Source organism: Streptomyces sp. NPDC058864, assembly GCF_042742985.1.
GTDB lineage: Bacteria > Actinomycetota > Actinomycetes > Streptomycetales > Streptomycetaceae > Actinacidiphila.
This window is the reverse complement of the sequence record NZ_JBHYMQ010000022.1, coordinates 46,386-66,350: the sequence shown is the minus strand read 5'-3', so window position 1 is coordinate 66,350 and position 19,965 is coordinate 46,386. Positions and strand designations below refer to the sequence as shown.

Annotated in this window: 15 protein-coding genes; 8 read left to right on the top strand and 7 right to left on the bottom strand. The window is 71.7% G+C overall.

Going from position 1 to position 19,965, the window contains the following annotated elements; genetic code table 11:
• Window positions 1-20 precede the first annotated feature (20 nt).
• The 4 genes from ACFW3D_RS19020 to ACFW3D_RS19005 all read right to left on the bottom strand — a co-directional run bounded on the left by ACFW3D_RS19020 (window position 21) and on the right by ACFW3D_RS19005 (window position 5,058).
• A complete protein-coding gene (locus ACFW3D_RS19020; RefSeq protein ID WP_500505322.1) occupies window positions 21-1,652 on the bottom strand; it encodes a glycoside hydrolase family 13 protein in 1,632 nt (543 codons plus the stop codon).
• A 92-nt stretch (window positions 1,653-1,744) separates the two neighbouring features.
• Complete coding sequence (locus ACFW3D_RS19015; RefSeq protein ID WP_500505320.1) at window positions 1,745-2,674, bottom strand: sugar ABC transporter permease; 930 nt, start codon at window positions 2,672-2,674, stop codon at window positions 1,745-1,747.
• Window positions 2,675-2,687: 13 nt separating this feature from the next.
• Window positions 2,688-3,689 (bottom strand): carbohydrate ABC transporter permease, encoded by a 1,002-nt coding sequence (locus ACFW3D_RS19010; protein ID WP_500505319.1) that lies wholly within the window; start codon window positions 3,687-3,689, stop codon window positions 2,688-2,690.
• A 94-nt stretch (window positions 3,690-3,783) separates the two neighbouring features.
• Window positions 3,784-5,058 carry an extracellular solute-binding protein gene (locus ACFW3D_RS19005; RefSeq protein WP_500505317.1) on the bottom strand — a complete coding sequence of 425 codons (1,275 nt, stop codon included), beginning with the start codon at window positions 5,056-5,058 and terminating at the stop codon, window positions 3,784-3,786.
• Between the two features lie 325 nt (window positions 5,059-5,383).
• Between ACFW3D_RS19005 and ACFW3D_RS19000 the strand changes: the two genes are divergently transcribed.
• Genes ACFW3D_RS19000 through ACFW3D_RS18990 form a run of 3 tightly spaced genes read left to right on the top strand, consistent with a single transcriptional unit; the run spans window position 5,384 to window position 9,036 of the window.
• Window positions 5,384-7,042 carry a glycoside hydrolase family 13 protein gene (locus ACFW3D_RS19000; protein WP_500505316.1) on the top strand — a complete coding sequence of 553 codons (1,659 nt, stop codon included), beginning with the start codon at window positions 5,384-5,386 and terminating at the stop codon, window positions 7,040-7,042.
• Window positions 7,043-7,067: 25 nt separating this feature from the next.
• Window positions 7,068-8,156, top strand: a complete 1,089-nt coding sequence (locus ACFW3D_RS18995) for a LacI family DNA-binding transcriptional regulator (protein ID WP_500505315.1) — start codon at window positions 7,068-7,070, stop codon at window positions 8,154-8,156.
• Between the two features lie 37 nt (window positions 8,157-8,193).
• Entirely contained in the window at window positions 8,194-9,036 is an 843-nt protein-coding gene (locus tag ACFW3D_RS18990; protein WP_500505314.1) for a phosphatase PAP2 family protein, read from the top strand.
• Between the two features lie 30 nt (window positions 9,037-9,066).
• Here the strand turns inward: ACFW3D_RS18990 and ACFW3D_RS18985 are convergent, their stop codons facing one another.
• Window positions 9,067-12,027, bottom strand: coding sequence for a bifunctional [glutamine synthetase] adenylyltransferase/[glutamine synthetase]-adenylyl-L-tyrosine phosphorylase (locus ACFW3D_RS18985; protein ID WP_500505313.1), 2,961 nt, complete (start codon window positions 12,025-12,027; stop codon window positions 9,067-9,069).
• A 229-nt stretch (window positions 12,028-12,256) separates the two neighbouring features.
• Between ACFW3D_RS18985 and ACFW3D_RS18980 the strand changes: the two genes are divergently transcribed.
• The 4 genes from ACFW3D_RS18980 to ACFW3D_RS18965 all read left to right on the top strand — a co-directional run bounded on the left by ACFW3D_RS18980 (window position 12,257) and on the right by ACFW3D_RS18965 (window position 17,953).
• Window positions 12,257-14,527 carry a peptidoglycan recognition protein family protein gene (locus tag ACFW3D_RS18980; protein ID WP_500505312.1) on the top strand — a complete coding sequence of 757 codons (2,271 nt, stop codon included), beginning with the start codon at window positions 12,257-12,259 and terminating at the stop codon, window positions 14,525-14,527.
• A gap of 189 nt (window positions 14,528-14,716) precedes the next feature.
• Window positions 14,717-15,616, top strand: a complete 900-nt coding sequence (locus ACFW3D_RS18975; protein WP_500505311.1) for an alkaline phosphatase family protein — start codon at window positions 14,717-14,719, stop codon at window positions 15,614-15,616.
• A 7-nt stretch (window positions 15,617-15,623) separates the two neighbouring features.
• Window positions 15,624-16,913: an MFS transporter gene (locus tag ACFW3D_RS18970; RefSeq protein ID WP_500505309.1), complete on the top strand. Its 1,290-nt coding sequence runs from the start codon at window positions 15,624-15,626 to the stop codon at window positions 16,911-16,913.
• Window positions 16,914-16,933: 20 nt separating this feature from the next.
• Window positions 16,934-17,953 carry a TolB family protein gene (locus ACFW3D_RS18965; RefSeq protein WP_500505308.1) on the top strand — a complete coding sequence of 340 codons (1,020 nt, stop codon included), beginning with the start codon at window positions 16,934-16,936 and terminating at the stop codon, window positions 17,951-17,953.
• 22 nt (window positions 17,954-17,975) lie between these two features.
• Here the strand turns inward: ACFW3D_RS18965 and ACFW3D_RS18960 are convergent, their stop codons facing one another.
• Both ACFW3D_RS18960 and ACFW3D_RS18955 read right to left on the bottom strand, forming a co-directional pair.
• Window positions 17,976-18,398, bottom strand: coding sequence for a TOBE domain-containing protein (locus ACFW3D_RS18960; RefSeq protein ID WP_500505306.1), 423 nt, complete (start codon window positions 18,396-18,398; stop codon window positions 17,976-17,978).
• 94 nt (window positions 18,399-18,492) lie between these two features.
• Entirely contained in the window at window positions 18,493-18,918 is a 426-nt protein-coding gene (locus ACFW3D_RS18955; protein WP_500505305.1) for an ATP-binding protein, read from the bottom strand.
• Window positions 18,919-19,099: 181 nt separating this feature from the next.
• Here ACFW3D_RS18955 and ACFW3D_RS18950 point away from each other — a divergent pair, with 181 nt between their 5' ends.
• Complete coding sequence (locus tag ACFW3D_RS18950; RefSeq protein ID WP_500505303.1) at window positions 19,100-19,867, top strand: IclR family transcriptional regulator; 768 nt, start codon at window positions 19,100-19,102, stop codon at window positions 19,865-19,867.
• Window positions 19,868-19,965: the final 98 nt, after the last annotated feature.

Here is a 19,965-nt window from a genome sequence, read left to right as displayed (position 1 = left end):
CTATGCGACCGCGACGCACGTCAAACGGCCCACCAGACGGTCGTGTCGGCCGGGACGACGACCCCGTCCGCGGTGACCTCCACGGGAGAGCTGGCCAGCAGGAGCGCTCCCGGCACGGGCAGCGTCACGGGCGTGGCCGTGGTGTTGACGGTGCACACGAAGCCAGGCCGGCGGAAGGACAGCACACCCTGCGGGGCGTCCTGCCACTGGACCGACTCGCCCGCGCCGAGGCCGTCGCGCTCGCGGCGCAGCCGCAGGGCGGAGCGGTACAGCTCCAGGGTGGAGGCCGGGTCGCCGGTCTGCGCGGCGACGCTGAGCTCCGCCCACCGCTCGGGCTGCGGCAGCCAGCTGCCGCCGCTGCCGAAGCCGTGGCTGGGGCCGTCGGGGGTCCACGGGATCGGGACGCGGCAGCCGTCACGGAAGCCGTCCTGGCCCGCGGCGCGGAAGAACGCCGGGTCCTGACGGGCCTCGTCGGGCAGGTCGGTGACCTCGGGCAGGCCGAGTTCCTCGCCCTGGTAGACGTACGCGGAGCCGGGCAGCGCCAGCATCAGCAGGGAGGCGGCGCGGGCGCGGCGCGGGTCGTGGGTCTTCCCGTCGGAGGACAGCCGGGTGGCGTGGCGGACCACGTCGTGGTTGGACAGCACCCAGGTGGTGGGCGCGGCGACCGGGCGCATGGCGTCGAGCGAGCGGTCGATGACCTCGCGCAGCTCGGTGGCGTCCCACTTGGTGCCGAGGTACTGGAAGTTGAAGGCTTGGTGCAGTTCGTCGGAGCGGACGTAGTTGGCGGTGCGCTCGACGGTGGGGGTCCAGGCCTCGGCGACGGCGATGCGCTCGCCGTCGTACTCGTCCAGGATGCGCCGCCACGAGCGGTAGATCTCGTGGACGCCGTCCTGGTCGAAGAAGGGCAGGACATCGTTGCCAAGGAGCTTGAGCTGCTCGTGGGCGCCGATGTCGGGCAGGCCGTCGGCCTTGACCAGCCCGTGCGCGACGTCGATGCGGAAGCCGTCGACGCCCATGTCCAGCCAGAAGCGCAGGATCGAGCGGAACTCGTCCTGGACGGCCGGGTGCTCCCAGTTGAAGTCCGGCTGCTCCGGGGCGAACAGGTGCAGGAACCACTCGCCGTCGGCAGCGCGCGTCCAGGCCGGCCCGCCGAAGACGGACTCCCAGTCGTTGGGGGGCAGTTCGCCGTTCTCGCCCTTGCCGGGACGGAAGTGGTAGCGCTGCCGCAGCCGGGAGCCGGGGCCCTCGCGCAGCGCCTGCTTGAACCACTCGTGCTGGTCGGAGGAGTGGTTGGGGACCAGGTCGACGATGATCCGCAGCCCCAGCCGGTGGGCGTCGCGGATCAGCCCGTCCACGTCGTGGAGGGTGCCGAACATCGGGTCGATGGCCCGGTAGTCGGCGACGTCGTAGCCGGCGTCGGCCTGCGGGGAGGCGTAGAACGGGCTCAGCCAGACGGCGTCGACGCCGAGGTCGCGCAGGTACGGCAGGCGCTCGCGGATGCCGGGGATGTCGCCCATGCCGTCGCCGTTCCCGTCGGCGAAGCTGCGGGGGTAGACCTGGTAGATGACCGCGTCTCTCCACCAGTCCGTGGTGGCCACGGGCCGGTCGGAGGAGTGGGGGTGACGGGTGGAGTCCGCCAGGTACTGGGTCATGGTGATCCCTTGAAAAATGGAAGGCTCGGTGCGGCGTTGAGGCGAGGCGGGGTCGCCCGGCCGGTCGGGCCGGGCGCCCCGGACGGTACGGGTCAGGACTTGGCCGCGCCGGCGGTGAGGCCGGTGACCAGGTGCTTCTGCACGAGGTAGAAGACGACGCTGACGGGGATGGCGATCAGGACCGCGGTGGCGGCCATCAGGTTCCACTGCGCGTCGTGCTCGCTGACGAAGCTGCTCAGGCCGACGGCGAGGGTGTACTTGCCGTCGTCGAGCATGAAGGTGGTCGCGAAGGCGACCTCGCCCCACGCGGTGAGGCAGGTGTAGAAGGCGGCGACCGCGAGTCCCGGCCGGGCCAGCGGCAGTACGAGCCGCCAGAAGGTGCCGAAGGGGCTGAGTCCGTCGACCCGGCCCGCCTCGTCGATCTCGAACGGGATGGTGTCGAAGTAGCCCTTGAGCATCCAGGCGCAGTACGGCACGGCCGTGCTGCAGTAGACCAGGATCAGGCCGCCGTAGGTGTCGATCAGGCCCAGGTCCGAGAGGATCACGTACATCGGGACCATGAGCACGGCGACCGGGAACATCTGGGTGACCAGCAGCGCCCACATGAACTTCTTGTAGCCCGGGAAGCGCATCCGGGAGACCGCGTAGCCGGTGGTGGCGGCGATGAGCACGCCGATCAGGCAGGTGGCGCCCGCGATGATGGCGGTGTTGCCCATCCAGGTGAAGAAGCTGGTGTGCTCCAGGACGAAGGAGTAGTTGGCGAAGCCCGCCTTGTCCAGGATCCGCCCCGGGTGCAGGTAGTCGTCCTTGTCCGGGCCGAGGGAGAGGAAGATCAGCCACGCGATGGGGAACAGCGCGATGAGGCTGGCGATGATCAGCACACCGTGCGACAGCACCGAGGCGGTGCGGCTGCGCTGACCGCGACGGCGGACGCCGCGCGGGGGCTGCTGCCCGGCCGGGGCGTCGAGCGGGTCGCAGCTGGGGCCGGAGCCCGGGATCGTCATCTTGGTGGTGGTACTCATGCTGCTGATCCCCTCAGCCGGCGAGCTGCTCGTTGCGAGCGAGCCAGCGGCGGTAGAAGGCGGTGAAGACGACCAGGATGGACAGCAGCAGGACGCCGTAGGCGGCGGACTGCGCGTAGTCGCGCGGCTGCTGGCCGAAGCCGAGGTAGTACGCCCAGGTCACCAGGATCTGCGCGTCCGGGGCCCCGCTGCCGAACAGCAGGTAGATGATGGCGAACTGGTTGAACGTCCAGATGATGCCGAGCAGGATCACCGTGCTGCTGACCGAGCGCAGGCCGGGCAGGGTCACGTTGCGGAAGCGCTGCCAGGCGTTGGCGCCGTCCATCTCCGCGGCCTCGTACAGCTCCGAGGGGATCGACTGCAGGCCGCCGAGCAGGGACACCATCATGAAGGGGACGCCGACCCAGGTGTTGACGCCGATCGCGGCGATCTGCTGGAAGGTGCTGTCCTCCAGCCACTGCGGCTGCGGCAGGTGGAGCGCGCCGAGGAAGGAGTTCACCACTCCCGAGTCGCTGAGCATGATCCGCCAGGAGAAGACGGTGACGAAGGTCGGCACCGCCCAGGGCAGGATCAGCATCATGCGGTAGAAGGTCCGGCCGCGCAGCTTCTGGTTGAGCAGCAGGGCCAGGCCCATGCCCAGGCCGTAGTGGAGGGTCACGCAGACCGCGGTCCAGATCACCGTCCAGATGAAGTGGGACCAGAAGCGGTCGTACGCCGTCGGGCCCCACAGGATGTCGGCGTAGTTGTGCAGCCCGATGAACTCGTAGGTGGCGTCGATGTGGTTGACGCCGATGGTGCGGGCCGAGTTCAGGCTGTTGGCGTCGGTGAGCGTGAGGTAGAAGCCCTGGGCCAGCGGGTAGCCCACCAGCACGCCGAGCACGATGACCACCGGGGCGATCATCGCGTACGCGTACCAGTACTTCTGGTAGGAGCGCTTGAGGCGCTTGATCGGACCGGGGCGCGGCCCGCGGGAACCGCGGGACTTGGACACCGTGCCCTGGGCGGCGACTGTCATCGTTGGCCCTCTTCTGCGGGGGTTTCTTACCGGGTGGAACAGCCGGTGGCCGCCGGCCCCGCCCGGTGAGGGGCGGGACCGGCGGCCGCGGGGATCACTTGCTGTAGTCGGGCAGCAGCTTGGCCATCGCGGTGGCCGCGCTGTCCAGGCCCTTGTCCAGCGGCTCCTTGCCGCCGGCGACCTTGGTCAGCTCCTCGCCGAGCGGGCCCCACAGGGAGCCGTACTCCGGCAGCTCCGGCCGCGGCTGGGCGACGGACAGCACCGACTGGAAGCCCTTGACACCCGGGTCGGCGGTGACCTCGGCGGTGTAGGCGTCCGAGCGGGTCGGCAGGGTCGAGTTCTTCAGGGCGATCTGCGTCTGGCTCTTCGCCGAGGTCATGAACTTCACGAACCGGATCGCGGCCTCCTGGTGGGCCTTGTCCGAGCCCGCGTAGACCGAGAGGTTGTGGCCACCGGTGGGGGCGCCGGCCGAGCCGGAGGAACCGGCCGGGACGGGGGCGATGCCGAGGTTGTTCTTGTCGGCGAACGCGGAGCCCTTGTAGAAGTTGGTGATCTCCCACGGGCCCTGGATGATCGCGGCGACCTTGCCGTTGACGAAGGCGTCCTGGATGTGGGCGTAGGAGTCGGCGGTGGTGTCGGCCTTGTGCAGACCGGCGCCGGAGAACATGCCCTGCCAGGTCTTCAGGCCCTTGGCGGCGGCCTCGCCGTTGACGGTGATCTTCTTGGAAGCGGTGTCCACCATGTCGGTGCCCTCGCCGTACAGGAACGGCTGGGCGTAGTAAGAGGCGGTGTTCAGCCAGAAGCCGTCGACGCCGGTCTTCTTCTTGATCGTCCCCGCGGCGGTCTTCAGGTCGTCCCAGGTCTTGGGGGCGTCGGCGATGCCGGCCTGCTGGAACAGCTTCTTGTTGTAGACCAGGGCCAGGGTGTCCGTGGTGAACGGGACACCGTAGGTCTTGCCCTCGAACTGGGCCTGCTTCAGCAGGGAGGCCTGGAACTTGTCCTTGTCGGCGAGGGCGTCGGTGCCGTCCAGCGCGACGAAGTAGCTCTTCTTGGCGAAGGCGGGCGTCCAGCCGACCTCGGAGCGGAGCACGTCCGGAGCGCCCTTGCTGCCCGCGGCGGTGTCGAACTTGTTCTGCGCCGCGTCGAAGGGGACGTTGACGTACTTGACCTTGATCTTCGGGTTCGCCTTCTCGAACTCCGCGACCAGGGCCTCATAGGTCGGCGCCTCGTTCGTCGCGTTCGAGGTGTCCCACCAGGTGATGGTGACGGGACCGCCGGCCTTGTCACTGCCGCCGTCGTCGCCGCCGCAAGCCGTCGCCGCGAGCCCGAGCGCCGCAACCAGCGCGGTGGCCGCTATGCCACGCCGCATGTGATCTCCTCCAGGATGAAAGCCCGTGATGGTGCGGGACGCGTCACCGCGTCCCCCCTGCCGACTGCGCCGTTGCGGCCGCCGGGCTGTCGAGGAACGTAACAGGGAAGAAAGCCCGACGAAAGACCTTGCTGCAAAGACTTGCAAGATCTTCCGATCGTTACATCTGCGTGTCCTCACAGTTGCCGACGGGAGACGCGCCATGGGACGCTCACCGCCCTGGAAGCCGTTACGCGATCTTCCGCAAATTTCTGAAAGGCATTGCCGATCACGCGGCGGATCGGAATCATCGGCAGGGACCGGCGCCGACTTTCGAGGGACCGACATGACCCAAGAGCTCGCCCCCGTCATCCACGACGCGACCGAAGAGACCCCGGCCGCCCCCGAGGGGCGCACTCCCGGCTGGTGGCGCAGCGCCGTCATCTACCAGGTGTACGTGCGCTCCTTCGCCGACGGCGACGGCGACGGCGTGGGCGACCTGCCCGGCATCCGGGCCCGGCTGCCGTACCTGGCGGAACTCGGCGCCGACGCCGTGTGGCTGACCCCCTTCTACGCCTCCCCCCAGGCGGACGGCGGCTACGACGTCGCGGACTACCGCAGCGTCGACCCGCTCTTCGGCTCCCTCGCGGACGCCGACGCGCTCATCCGCAGCGCCCACGAGCTGGGCCTGCGGGTGATCGTCGACATCGTCCCGAACCACACCTCCGACCGGCACGCGTGGTTCCGGGCGGCGCTCGCGGACCGGCGCGGGGGGCCGGCCCGCGAGCGCTACCACTTCCGTCCCGGCCGGGGCGAGCACGGCGAACTACCGCCCAACGACTGGGAGTCGGTCTTCGGCGGCCCCGCGTGGACCCGGGTCTCGGACGGCGACTGGTACCTCCACCTCTTCGCACCCGAGCAGCCCGACCTCAACTGGGAGCACCCGGAGGTCCGCGAGGAGTTCGACGCCGTCCTGCGCTTCTGGCTGGACCTGGGCGTCGACGGCTTCCGCATCGACGTCGCCCACGGCATGGTCAAGGCGGCCGGCCTGCCCGACATCGGGCACAAGGAGCAGGTCAAGATGATCGGCTCCCAGATGCTCCCGTTCTTCGACCAGGACGGGGTCCACGAGATCCACCGCTCCTGGCGCCGGCTGCTCGACTCCTACTCCCCCGGCCCCCGGCCGGAGGGACTGCCGGCCGAGCGCATCGGCGTCGCCGAGGCCTGGGCGCCGAACGCCGCGCGCATGGCGCTGTACGTCCGCCCGGACGAGCTGCACCAGGCGTTCAACTTCCACTTCCTGCAGTGCCCGTGGGAGGCCGGGGCGATGCGCGCGGTGATCGAGGAGTCCCTCGCCGCCACCGTCTCGGTGGGTGCCCCCACCACCTGGGTGCTCTCCAACCACGACGTCGTCCGGCACGTCACCCGCTACGGCGACGGCGCGGCCGGGCTGCGCCGGGCGCGCGCCGCGGCCCTGCTGATGCTCGCGCTGCCCGGCTCCGTGTACGTCTACCAGGGCGAGGAGCTGGGCCTCCCCGAGGTCACCGACCTGCCCGACGAGGTCCACCAGGACCCCTCCTTCTTCCGGGACAAGGGCCAGGACGGGCTGCGCGACGGCTGCCGGGTGCCGATCCCCTGGACCACCGGCGGCCCCAGCCACGGCTTCGGCCCGGCCGGCAGCTGGCTGCCGCAGCCCGCGGACTGGGGCGCGCTGAGCGTCCAGGCGCAGACCGGCGACCCCGACTCCACTCTGGAGCTGTACCGCTCGGCCCTGCGGCTGCGCCGTGAGCTGCCCGGCCTCGGCGACGGACCGATGCGCTGGCTGGACGCTCCCGAGGGGGTGCTGGCGTTCTCCCGGCCCGGCCTGGTGTGCACCGTCAACGTCAATCCGGCGGCGGTCCAACTCCCCGTTCCGGGGCGTCCGGTGCTCTCCTCCGAGCCCGTCTCCTTCACCGGCGGATCCGTCCGTCTTCCGGCTGATTCGTGCATCTGGTGGGCGATCTGAGATGCGACCGGTACAGTCCAATCCTGTGACCGCAAGGCTTGCCGACATCGCAGCCCAGGCGGGGGTGAGCGAAGCGACGGTCAGCCGTGTCCTCAACGGCAAGCCAGGTGTCTCCGCCGCCACCCGCCAGTCCGTGCTGGCCGCCCTCGACCTGCTGGGATACGAACGGCCGGTACGGCTGAGGCAGCGCAGCGCGGGCCTCGTCGGGCTCATCACGCCCGAGCTGGAGAACCCGATCTTCCCGGCCTTCGCCCAGGTCATCGGGCAGGCCCTGACCCGGCAGGGGTACACCCCGGTGCTGGCAACCCAGACACCGGGCGGCTCGACCGAGGACGAACTCGTCGAGATGCTCGTCGAGCGCGGCGTCGCCGGGATCATCTTCGTCTCCGGACTGCACGCCGACTCCACCGCCGACGTGGCGCGCTACGACCGGCTGCACGGCCAGGGCGTGCCGTTCGTCCTGATCAACGGCTTCTCCGCCAGGATCAAGGCGCCGTTCGTCTCGCCCGACGACCGCGGTGCCATGCGTCTGGCCGTCACCCATCTGGCGGCGCTCGGCCACGAACGGATCGGCCTCGCGGTCGGTCCGAAGCGGTTCGTCCCCGTGCAGCGCAAGATCGAGGGCTTCCTGCGCAGCATGGAGGAGGTGCTCGGCATAGCCGCCGACGAGGCGGCCGAGCGTATCCAGCACTCGCTGTTCACCCTCGAGGGTGGTCAGGCGGCCGCCTCCGGCCTGCTCGACGCGGGCTGCACGGCCGTGGTGTGCGCCTCCGACATGATGGCGCTGGGCGCCGTCCGCGCGGCACGGCAGCAGGGGCTGTCCGTCCCCGGGGACGTCTCCGTCGTCGGCTTCGACGACTCCCCGCTGATCGCCTTCACCGATCCGCCGCTCACCACCATCCGGCAGCCGGTCACGGCCATGGGCCAGGCCGCCGTGCGCGCGCTGCTGGAGGAGGTCGGTGGTACCCCGGCCCCGCACAGCGAGTTCGTCTTCCTGCCCGAACTGGTCGTCCGCGGCTCGACGGCATCAGGTCCCAAGGCGGGGGCAGCCGTACCCGTACAGCAGTCGGCCGGGAGGCGTACGCGGGATGCACGGAATCCCACCGGGGGTTGATCGGGCGGCACCGGACCGCATGGCAGACTATCGCCCCATGGGGGAATCGACCGCGAAGATCATGGCCCACCGCAGTGGCGGCGTACCACCGCGCTCCATCGATTCCCGTGACGCCGATGGAGCGACGACGGGCAACGGACTGCTGGCACCACGCCGTCCCCGGCTGTGGTTCGAGATCCTGCTGATCGCGATCAGCTACTGGATCTACTCACTGGTGCGCAACGCCGTACCGGAGCAGCAGGACGACGCCATGCGGAACGCGAGCCACGTCTGGGGCTTCGAGCAGTCCCTCGGGCTCGCCTTCGAGCACGCGGTCAATCATGCCGTGAACTCCGTAACGTGGCTCATCGTCGGGATGAACTATTACTACGCGACGCTCCACTTCATCGTCACCCTGGCGGTGCTCGTCTGGCTCTTCCGCAGGCATCCCGGACGTTACGCGCCGACCCGGCTGGTCCTGTTCGTGACGACGGGCATCGCACTGCTCGGCTACTACTTCTTCCCCCTGGCGCCGCCCCGGCTGATGGAGGGCGGCGGGTTCATCGACACCGTGAAGATCCACCACACCTGGGGGTCGATGGCGTCGGGCGACCTGGCGCACGTCTCCAACCAGTACGCGGCCATGCCCTCGATGCACATCGGCTGGTCGCTGTGGTGCGGCATCACCGTGGCCATGCTCGCGCGGCGGGCCTGGGTGCGGGTGCTGGGCGTGCTCTACCCGGTCGTCACCCTGCTCGTCATCGTCTCCACCGCCAACCACTTCTGGCTGGACGCCGCCGGCGGCACCCTCTGCCTCGGCGTCGGCTTCGCCGCCTCCTGGGCCGTCTACGGCGGCCTCGCCTACCGGTTGCCGCGCCAGGTGCGGGTCGCCACGGCGTAGGCGGGCGGCGGGCGCGGGCCAGTACCCGGGTTACGTGCCGTAGAAGAGGCGCTCGACCACCGCGCGGGCGCGGCGCGTGGCCCGGCGGTACTCCTCGACCATGTCGCCCACGTGCCCCGGCTCGTAGCCGAGGTAGCGCCCGACCGCGGCGAGTTCCTTGCCGTCGCCGGGGAAGGTGTCGCCGGCGCGGGCCCGGACGAGCATGACGGCGTTGCGCATCCGGCTCGCCAGGATCCAGGCGGCGTCCAGGACCTCGGCGTCCTCGGCGGGGACCAGTCCCGCCGCCGCGGCCGCGGCCAGCGCCGGCCGGGTACGGGTGGTCCGCAGCCCGGGGAACTCCGCCCCGTGCTGCAACTGCAGCAGCTGCACGGTCCACTCGACGTCGCTGAGCCCGCCCCGCCCCAGCTTGGCGTGGGTCGTCGGGTCCGCGCCACGCGGCAGACGCTCGGACTCCATGCGGGCCTTGAGCCGCCGGATCTCCCGGACCGCCTCCTCCGGCAGCCCGTCGGCCGGGTAGCGCAGCGGGTCGACGAGGCCGATGAAGCGGGCACCCAGGTCCTCGTCCCCGGCGACCGGGTCGGCGCGGAGCAGGGCGTGGCTCTCCCAGACCAGCGACCAGCGCCGGTAGTAGGCGGCGTACGAGCCGAGCGTGCGCACCAGCGGTCCGCTCTTGCCCTCGGGCCGCAGGTCGGCGTCGATCAGCAGCGGCGGGTCGGTGGTGGGGATCTGCAGCAGCCGGCGCAGCTCGTTGGCGACCTTCAGCGCGGCCTTGGCGGCCCGGTGCTCGTCGGCGCCCTCGTGCGGCTCGTGGACGAACAGGACGTCCGCGTCGGATCCGTAGCCCAGTTCGCGTCCGCCGAAGCGGCCCATGCCGATGACGGAGAACCGGGTCGGCAGGGGCTCCCCGTCCGCCACCTCGACGGCGTTCACCGCGGCCTGGAGGGCCCCGGTGACGGCGGCGGCGTTGAGGTCGGTGAGGGCGGCTCCGATGGCGTCGGGGTCGTCGCGGTGGACTCCGACCAGGTCCGCGGCGGCGGTGCGGAACAGCTCGCGACGGCGCACTCCGCGGACCGCGGCGACGGCCTGCTCGGCGGAGTCCGCGCGGTGGACCGCGGCCAGCACCTCCTGGTCCAGGGCACCGCGGGTGCGCGGCTGCAGCCCCTCGTCGTCCGCGAGCAGGGCGACCGCCTCGGGGGCCCGCATGAGCAGGTCGGGGGCGAGCCGCCCGGAGGACAGCACCCGCGCGAGGTTGACGGCGGCGGCGCCCTCGTCCCTCAGCAGCCGCAGGTACCAGGGAGTACGGCCCAGGGCGTCACTGACCTTGCGGAAGTTCAGCAGGCCCGCGTCGGGGTCCGCGGAGTCGGCGAACCAGCCGAGCAGCACCGGCAGCAGGGTCCGCTGGATGGCCGCCTTGCGGCTGACCCCCGAGGCCAGCGCCTCCAGGTGGCGCAGGGCGGCCGCGGGGTCGGCGTAGCCGAGTGCCTCCAGACGCTGCTTGGCCGCGTCCGTGGACAGGCCCACCTCGCCGGGGGCGAGCTGGGCGACCGCGTCGAGCAGCGGCCGGTAGAACAGCTTCTCGTGGAGGCGGCGCACCTCCCGGGCGTGCCGCCGCCACTCCCGCTGCAGCTCCGTCACCGGGTCTGCGCGGAAGCCCAGGGAGCGGCCGAGCCGCCGCAGGTCGGCCACGTCCTCCGGCACCAGGTGGGTGCGGCGCAGCTTGTGCAGCTGGATGCGGTGCTCCATCGTTCGCAGGAAGCGGTACGAGGTGTCGAGTGCCGCCGCGTCCGCGCGCCCCACGTAACCGCCGGCGGCGAGCTGGGACAGCGCGGTCAGGGTGGTGCCGCTGCGCAGCGACGGGTCGGTGCGGCCGTGCACCAGCTGCAGCAGCTGCACCGCGAACTCCACGTCCCGCAGGCCGCCGGGGCCGAGCTTCAGCTCGCGGTCGACGTGCGCGACGGGGATGTTCTCCACGACCCGGCGCCGCATCTCCTGGACGTCCTGGACGAAGTGGTCGCGCTCGGCGGCCTGCCACACCATGGGCGACAGCGCCTCGACGTACTCCTGGCCGAGCGCCGGATCGCCCGCGACCGGGCGGGCCTTGAGCAGCGCCTGGAACTCCCAGGTCTTGGCCCAGCGCTTGTAGTAGGCCAGATGGCTGGAGAGGGTGCGCACCAGCGGGCCGCGCCGGCCCTCGGGGCGCAGGTTGGCGTCGACCTGCCAGATGCTGCCCTCGACGGTGGTGTCGGAGCAGATCCGCATCATGCGCGAGGCCAGCCGGGTGGCGGCCTGCAGGGCCTTGGCCTCCTCGGCGTCGGGACGGGCCTCGGCCACGAAGATGACGTCGACGTCGGAGATGTAGTTGAGCTCGTGGCCGCCGCACTTGCCCATGCCGATCACCGCGAGCCGGCACAGCGCGGTGTCGCCCGGCGCCTCCGCCTCGGCCATGGCCAGGGCCGCGCGCAACGTCGCGGTGGCCAGGTCGGCGAGCTCCGCGGCGGTCTGCACCAGGTCGCTGGTGCCGCACACGTCCCGGGCTGCGATGCCCAGCATGCAGCGCCGGTAGGCGACGCGCAGCGACTCGGGGTCGTCGGCCCCGGCCAGCCCCCGTTCGAACTCCGTGGTCCCCGGGTGCAGGTCGGCATGCTCGTAGGTGACCAGGGCGTGCCAGTCGCGCGGATGCCGGGCCAGGTGGTCGGCCAGGGCCGCGGAGGCGCCCAGCACCCCGAGCAGCCGGTCGCGCAGCGGCTTGGCCGTGGTGAGCGTGTCGAGGAGGGTGCGCCGTTCCCCCGGGTCGAGGGCCTCGACGAGCCGTACGAGGGAGGCGAGCGCCTGGTCGGGGTCCGCGGTGGCGCCCAGCGCGTCAAGCAGGACCGGATCGCTGCGGACCGGGGCGAGCTGCTCGCCGCCCAGCAGCGCCTCGGCGGCCACGGCGTCGCTGAAGCCGTGCCGCAGCAGCCGCCCGAACCTGGTGTCCCGTCGCCCTTCCAGCACGCCGCCTGCCTTTCCCGGTGCTCCCGGCCGGCCCGATCCGCCCTAGAGAGAGTATCCGCCCGGCCCCGGCTCTGTTACCTGGCGGTATGCCGCTTTGGCGCTGATTGTCCGGCGAGGTGAGGGCGGTCCGGCGCCTCTGGTATAAAGCGCTTGCTGTTTCTGAGGTTTAAAAAGTCAACCAACGGTACCCACGGCTACCCAGGGGTGGGACGGGGCGGGGGAAGAGAACATGCGACGAATACGTCTGCGCGGGCGTGCGTGGCTCGCGGTCGGGGCGGTCGTACTCGGAGGGGCCGGTGTCGTGACCGCCGCCTCCGTGGCGAGCGGCCCGGAGGGGACCGCCTCGTCGGCCGCCTCCAAGGGGCCGGTGCGCACCAAGGTGGACTCGCTGGCGCTGAAGGGCACCGGGGGCGAGCGGGAGCTGCCCCAGCAGCGCACGGACGCCTTCGGCACGGTCGGCGTGACGTGGGACGACCCCAAGGCGGAGCTGGACGGCACGGTGCAGTTGCGGGTCCGGACGCAGAAGACCGGTACGTGGTCCGACTGGTTCGGGATCGAGACGCACAACGACGACGCGCCGGACGCCGGCACCGAGTCCGCGGGGCGTGGCGGCACGCCTCCGCTGTGGGTGGGCTGGTCGGACGGCGTGCAGGTCCGCGTGCGGTCCGGCAAGGGCGCGGCCGGCATCCCGAAGGGGATGAAGCTCGCCCTCGTCGGCGAGAGCGACAAGAAGAGCACCGTCGACGTGGCGATGGCGCCCGCCGCGTTCGCCGCCGACGCCGAGGACACCGCGTCGCCGAGCGCGGACCCCACGGAGACGTCGTCGCCGTCCGAGACGACCACGCCGACCACGCCGGCCACGACGGAGCCGTCGACCACCGCGCCGAGCACCCCGGTCACCTCCGCGCCGGCCAGTTCCGCCCCGGCGAGCAGCAGCCCGCCCGCGACGAGCTCCCCGACGACGTCCGCGCCGCCCACCTCGACCGTGCCCAAGCCGCCCATCGTCACGCGCGCGGGCTGGGGCGCCGACGAGAAGCTCCGCGAGCAGACGGAGCCGGACTACGCGCCCAACGGGGTGCAGGTGGTCTTCGTGCACCACACCGCGACGTACAACGCCACGACGCACAGCGGTGACTACAGCTGCACCGACTCGCCGAGCATCATCCGGCAGATCTACGCGTACCACGTCAGCCAGACCTGGCGGGACATCGGCTACAACTTCCTCGTCGACAAGTGCGGCACGATCTACGAGGGCCGCTACGGCGGTGTGGACCGTCCCGTGGTGGGCGCCCAGACCGAGGGCTACAACACCGGCACGGCGGGCATCGCGGTCATCGGCTACTTCCAGACCGACAAGTACGTCTCCAAGGCCACGCCGATGACCTCCCAGATGCTGGGCTCGGTCACCGCCCTCGCCACCTGGAAGCTGGGCCTGAAGAACATCGCCCCCAACCCCGGCACGAAGACCCAGACCGTCAACGGCAAGGCGTTCTACCCGATCTCCGGCCACCGCGACGGGTTCGCCACCGAGTGCCCCGGCACCGACCTGTACGCCAAGGTGCCCACGATCCGCTCCTACTCCTCCGGCGTGGCCGCGCCGACGCTGAACGGCGTCACCGGCGCCACGCTCTCCGGGACCTCGTACTACACCAAGGGCACGGCGACGGTGGCCTGGAAGGAGAGCACCCCGACGGCCGTCCTGAAGCGGTTCGAGGTGCTCGTGGACGGCAAGGTCGCGGCCACCGCCAAGGCCACCGCCACCTCCGCGCCGATCACGGTCGCCGCGGGCAAGCACACCGTGACCGTGCGGGCGGTGCACATGAGCAACAAGACGGCGACGTCGGCGAGCTCGTACACCGTGGTCGGCGACACGACCAAGCCGTCGTTCACCACCGCGCCCGAGGTGAAGATCCGCAACGCCACGGTGTCCAGCACCTCCGTGCCGGTCTCCGTGAGCTGGAAGGCCTCCGACAGCGGCGCGCTCAAGAGCGTCGCGGCGACCGCCCCCAGCACGGCCACCTTCGGTCCGACCACCACGTCGTGGAGCACCACGGGCAAGGCGAACACCGCGGTCACGTACGGCCTGAAGGCCACCGACGCGGCCGGCAACTACACCACCGCCTCGGTGAGCCGCACGGCGGCGATCCTGCAGGAGACCTCGGCGACCAAGAGCGGTACGTGGTCGACGAAGAGCTCCACCAGCTACCTCGGCGGGAAGTCCTACACCTCGTCCTCGAAGAACGCCAGCCTGACCTGGACGTTCACCGGCCGCTCGGTCGGCTGGGTGGTGTCCCGGGCCTCGACCTCCGGCCAGGTGTACGTCTACGTCGACGGGGTCAAGACGGCCACGGTGGACCTCAAGTCCTCCACCACCGCCTACCGGCAGACGATCTGGTCCAAGTCCTGGAGCACCAGCGCCAAGCACACGCTGAAGATCGTCGTCGTCGGCACCTCCGGCCGCCCGGCGATCACCACGGACGGCATCACGTACGTCAAGTGACGTCCTGACAGCAAGGGCCCGGGGAGCGCGAGTTGCGCTCCCCGGGCCCTTTTACCTGCACTTGACCTCAAGATCCAGAACGTACGGACCGTTCCCCGGACCTTCACTTCGGCGGTGCTTCGGGCGTCCCCGGCCCCCTCCTAACCTGGCGCGGCGCCATTCCCCGTCCCCCCTTTACGGAGGTCCGCCGTGTCCGGCTGGTCCCTGCCCCGTCCCCGTCGCACCGTCACCGCCCTCACTTCCGTCCTCGGCGTCGCCGCCGCCTCCCTCGGCCTGTGGGCCGGGCTCGGCGGGTCCGAGACCGCCCACGCGGCCGGCAACGTGCCGAGCCCCGACCACGTGGTCGTGGTGATGCTCGAGAACCACGCCTACAACCAGGTCATCGGAAACTCCAGCGCCCCCTACATCAACAACACGCTGAAGGCCGGCGGCGCCAACCTGACGCAGTCGTACGGCGTCACGCACCCGAGCCAGCCCAACTACCTGCAGATCTTCTCGGGCGGCAACCAGGGCGTCACCGACGACGGCTGCTACACCCCGGGCTTCAGCTCGGCCGCCAACCTCGCCTCGGAGCTGATCGCCGCGGGCAAGAGCTGGGCAAGCTACAACGAGACGCTGCCCAGCCAGGGTTCCACCACCTGCAGCAGCGGCGACTACGCGCGCAAGCACAACCCGTGGTTCGCCTTCAAGAACGTCCCGACGTCGACGGCGAAGACCTTCGCGCAGTTCCCGACGGACTTCACCACCCTGCCGAAGGTCTCCTTCGTGGTGCCGAACCTGTGCAGCGACATGCACGACTGCTCGGTCTCCACCGGTGACACCTGGCTGAAGAACAAGCTGGGCGCGTACGCGACCTGGGCGAAGACCCACAACAGCCTGCTCGTCGTCACCTTCGACGAGGACAACCGGCTGAGCGGCAACAAGATCCCGACCGTGCTGTACGGCCAGCCGGTCAAGGCCGGTTCGTCGTCCGCGACGACCTACAACCACTACAACATGCTCCGCACGCTGGAGGACCTGGCGGGTCTGAGCACGCACGCGGGCAACGCCGCCTCCGCCTCGGACATCACCGGCATCTGGGCGAGCTGAGGCCGGCGTGTACGTCGCGGACAGCCGCGGCGGAGCCGGCACCGGGGTCCGGGACGCGTCGCGTCCCGGGCCCCGGGCCACCGCCGTCGCCCCCACCGTCCTCGTCCTGGGCACCGTCAGCCTGATCACCGACGTCTCGTCGGAGATGGTCACCGCCGTGCTCCCCCTCTACCTGGTCGCCGGGCTCGGACTCTCCCCGCTCGGCTTCGGCCTGCTCGACGGCGTCTACAACGGCTTCAGCGCGCTGGTGCGGCTGGTCGGCGGCCACCTCGCCGACCGGGGCGGTGGCCGGCACAAGGCCGTCGCGGCCGTCGGTTACGGCCTGTCGGCCCTGTGCAAGCCCGCGCTGCTCCTGGTCCACAGCCTGCCCCTGATCGGTGCCGTCCTCGCGGTCGACCGCACCGGCAAGGGGCTGCGCACCGCACCGCGGGACGCGCTGATCTCGCTGTCGTCCGCGCCGGAGACGCGCGGGCGGGCCTTCGGCGTGCACCGCGCCATGGACACCGCCGGGGCGCTGCTGGGGCCGCTGGTGGCGTTCCTCATCCTGCGGCAGGCCGCCGAGGGGTACGACGCCGTCTTCACGGTGAGCTCCTGCGTGGCCGCCGTGGGCGTGCTGGTGCTGCTGCTCTTCGTGCCGGGCGGCCGCGGCGCGGCTCCCGCGTCCGCCTCCGCCTCCGCGTCCGCGTCCGCGTCAGACGTTCCCGCGTCCGCGGACTCCCCCAGGCCCACGCTGCGGGCCTCCCTGGCGCTGCTGCGCCGCCGGGACGTGCGGCGGCTGACGGTCTGCGCGACGCTGCTGGGCCTGTCGACGGTCAGCGACTCCTTCGTCTACCTGCTGCTCCAGCACCGTCTCGGCGTGCCCGACCGCTGGTTCGCGCTGCTCCCCCTGGGCACCGCTGCGTCCTTCCTGCTGCTCGCGATGCCGCTGGGGCGGCTGGCCGACCGCATGGGCCGCTGGCGGATGTTCCTGGCGGGGCACGTCGCCCTGCTCGCCGCGTACGGGCTGCTGCTCGCGCACGGCCCGGTGTACGCCGTCCTGCTGCTGCACGGCGCCTTCTACGCCGCCACCGACGGGGTGCTGATGGCCGCCGCGTCCACCGCCGTACCCGACGAGCTGCGCGGTGCCGGACTCGCCCTCGTCCAGACCGGGCAGGCCACGGCCCGCTTCGCCGCCTCCCTCGCCTTCGGCGCGGCCTGGACGGCCTGGGGCGACCGCACGGCCCTCACCACCGCCGTGCTGGCGCTGACGGCGTGCGCGGCCTGCGCCGCGTACCTGCGTCCGGCGCAGAGCACGTGACCACCGAGGAAAGGCCCCCCATGAACACCCGCAGCCGTCTGTTCGTGCTGCTCGCCGCCGTGGCGGCGCTGGCCGCCGTCGCCGCCGTGTCCGTACTGCGCGCCGCCGACCGCGCGGCGGAGAAGGACCGCCCGCAGGCCGGCGGACCCGCAGTCACGGCCGGAACGGTGACGCTGGCCCCGGACGCGCCCCGCATGGTGTTCCGCAACATGGCGTGGGGCCCGCACCGGGACGAACTGGCCACCGTCCCGGCCGGCAGCCCCGGGGCCGCGCGCACCGCATCCGACGTCAAGTGCCTGCGCTTCTACGCCGCCGCGGGCACCGGGATCTGCCTGCAGTCGGTCAAGGGCGCCGTCCAGGACAGCTACCGCGCCGTCGTGCTGGACGCCCGGCTGCGCGAGCTGCGCAGCTTCCCCCTCGCGGGCATCCCGACCCGGGCCCGGGTCTCGCCCAGCGGGCGCATGGTCGCCTGGACGGTGTTCGTCGGGGGCGACTCCTACGCGGGCACGAACTTCTCCACCCGCACATCCGTCCTGGACACCCGTACCTGGGCCCTGGTGAAGAACCTCGAGGACTTCCGGATCACCAAGGACGGCCGGCCCTACCACGCCGCCGACGTCAACTTCTGGGGCGTGACCTTCTCCGACGACACCCACTTCTACGCCACCCTCGGCACCGCCGGCCGTACCTACCTCGTCCGCGGCGACATCACGGCCCGCTCCGTCCGGACGCTGCGCAGCAACGTCGAGTGCCCCTCGCTCTCGCCCGACGGCACCCGGCTCGTCTTCAAGAAGCGCGTCGCGGGCCTCTCCCCCGACGCGCCGTGGCGGCTGTACGTCCTGGACCTGGCCACCATGCGCGAGACCCCGCTCGCCGAGCGGCGCAGTGTCGACGACCAGGTCGTCTGGCGCGACGACCACACGCTCGTCTACGCCCTCGCCGGGGACTTCGGCGCGGACCTGTGGACGGTGCCCGCCGACGGCACCGGCTCGGCCCGCCGCATGATGACGGCGGCCCTGGCCCCGGCGTACCTCGGGTAGGGCGTGGAGGTCCCTCGTGCGCTCAGGTCGCCAGCGACACGTCGGTCGCCTTGACCAGCGCGACGACCTCGGCGCCCTCGGCGACGCCGAGCTCGTCGAGGGCCTCCCGGGTGATCACGGCGGTCAGCTCGCGGCCGCCCCCGAAGGCGATCCGCACGGTCGCCATGGCCTCGCCGGGCGTCACGGCGGTGACGGTCCCGGGGATCCGGTTGCGGATGCTGATGCCATGCACCGGGGCCGTGGCGAGGGAGACCTCCGTCGCCTTGATCAGCACGGTCACCCCGCCGCCGGGGATGATGCCGAGTTCCCGCACGGCCTCGGCCGTCACGGCCGCCGTGAAGTCCGGTCCCCCGCCGTCGAGGCGGACGGTGACCACGGCCATCACCTCGCCCGGGACCACCGAGGCGACCTTGCCGTCGATCTGGTTGCGAATGGTCAGTGCCATGAGCGGCACCGTAAGCCCGGCTCCGGCGCGCCGCGCGGAACGACCCGCCGCCCGCCCCGGGCACGGGCGGCGGTCCTGCCCCGCCGGCGGCGCCTCAGGCGGTGACCAGGTCCGCCCAGCGGGTGAATCCGGCGCAGTCGGCACGGATGCCGTGGCGGGTCGAAAGGGCGTTGACGATGCCGAGGCCCCGGCCGTGCTCGTCGGGGTCGGTCGATCCCCCCGGCATGCACGGTCGGACCGACGGGCCGGAGTCGGTCACCTCGATGCGCAGGGCGCTGCGCCCGTCGACCTCCGTCCAGCAGATGCGCAGGGAGGCGGGGCCGTCGGCGTGCACGATCGCGTTCGTGGTCAGCTCCGATATCACCAGCAGCGCGTCCTCGGCGAGCTCCGGGCACAGTTCCCACTCCGCCAGCACGCCCCGTACCCGCCGGCGCACCACGGACAGGGCACCGGGGATGTGCGACAGCGCGCAGACGTGCACGTCCTCGCGCTGCGGCATCGTCTCGGGCTCTGCCGCCATGGTGTCCTCCTCCCAGGGGAGTCCCGCCGGGTGGACTCCCGGACCTGGACGAAAGCTTCCGAGACGGGACATCGCCGGTCAATGAATCGGGGTCGTCATTATCGAACGCCGCCCTCGCAGGCCGAACGACCTGCGGAAATGCGCTGATGCCCATCGTCGTCGCCGGGGATAGCATCGACGTATGGCCGGCCCGCTCCAGTCCATCGAACGGGCGGCGGCGATCCTCAGGCTCCTGGCCGGCGGTCCCCGCCGGCTCGGGCTGGGCGAAGTGGCCGCCTCGCTCGGCCTGGCGAAGGGCACGGCCCACGGCATCCTGCGCACCCTCCAGCACGTGGACTTCGTCGAGCAGGACCCGGCGACCGGGAAGTACCAGCTCGGGGCGGCCCTGCTGCACCTGGGCACCAGCTACCTGGACGTCAACGAACTGCGGTCCCGGTCGATCAACTGGGCCGACGCGCTGGCCGCCCGCAGCGGCGAGGCGGTACGCCTCGGCACCCCGCTGGAGGGCCAGGTACTCGTCGTCCACCACGTCTTCCGGCCGGACGACAGCCTGCAGACCCTGGACGTCGGCGCGCTGCTGCCGCTGCACGCCTCGTCGCTCGGCAAGATCCTGCTGGCGTACGGGGCGGCACCGCTGGAGCCGCTGCTGAAGGAGGAACTGGAGGCGTACACCCGGCACACCCTGGTGGTCCCGGAGGACCTGACCCGGGCCCTCGCCGAGGTCCGCGAGCAGGGCTGGGCGGCGGAGGTGCAGGAGATGTCGATGGGCGAGGCCGGGGTCTCGGCCCCGATCCGCGGCTCGGGCGGCCTCGTCGTCGGCGCGATCGGCCTGTCCGGCCCGGTCGAGAGGATCTGCGACACCAAGGGCCGCCCCCTGGCGTCGCTGGTCACGCTGCTCCGCGAGGCGGCAAGGGCGATCTCCAGAGACCTCGGCGCCGCCCGCTGGTGAGGCCCGCCCGCGCACCGGCACGAAGGAATCGGCGCACACCACGAACACGGTGAACACGGCTGAAGCACCGGAGAGCATCGGAAAGCATCGGAAAGCAG

Excerpts from the sequence above, each read along its gene's own strand:
- ACFW3D_RS19020 (WP_500505322.1), bottom strand. The coding sequence starts at position 1,652 with ATGACCCAGTACCTGGCGGACTCCACCCGTCACCCCCACTCCTCCGAC.
- ACFW3D_RS19015 (WP_500505320.1), bottom strand. The coding sequence starts at position 2,674 with ATGAGTACCACCACCAAGATGACGATCCCGGGCTCCGGCCCCAGCTGC.
- ACFW3D_RS19010 (WP_500505319.1), bottom strand. The coding sequence starts at position 3,689 with ATGACAGTCGCCGCCCAGGGCACGGTGTCCAAGTCCCGCGGTTCCCGC.
- ACFW3D_RS19005 (WP_500505317.1), bottom strand. The coding sequence starts at position 5,058 with ATGCGGCGTGGCATAGCGGCCACCGCGCTGGTTGCGGCGCTCGGGCTC.
- ACFW3D_RS19000 (WP_500505316.1), top strand. The coding sequence starts at position 5,384 with ATGACCCAAGAGCTCGCCCCCGTCATCCACGACGCGACCGAAGAGACC.
- ACFW3D_RS18990 (WP_500505314.1), top strand. The coding sequence starts at position 8,194 with ATGGGGGAATCGACCGCGAAGATCATGGCCCACCGCAGTGGCGGCGTA.
- ACFW3D_RS18980 (WP_500505312.1), top strand. The coding sequence starts at position 12,257 with ATGCGACGAATACGTCTGCGCGGGCGTGCGTGGCTCGCGGTCGGGGCG.
- ACFW3D_RS18965 (WP_500505308.1), top strand. The coding sequence starts at position 16,934 with ATGAACACCCGCAGCCGTCTGTTCGTGCTGCTCGCCGCCGTGGCGGCG.
- ACFW3D_RS18960 (WP_500505306.1), bottom strand. The coding sequence starts at position 18,398 with ATGGCACTGACCATTCGCAACCAGATCGACGGCAAGGTCGCCTCGGTG.
- ACFW3D_RS18955 (WP_500505305.1), bottom strand. The coding sequence starts at position 18,918 with ATGGCGGCAGAGCCCGAGACGATGCCGCAGCGCGAGGACGTGCACGTC.
- ACFW3D_RS18950 (WP_500505303.1), top strand. The coding sequence starts at position 19,100 with ATGGCCGGCCCGCTCCAGTCCATCGAACGGGCGGCGGCGATCCTCAGG.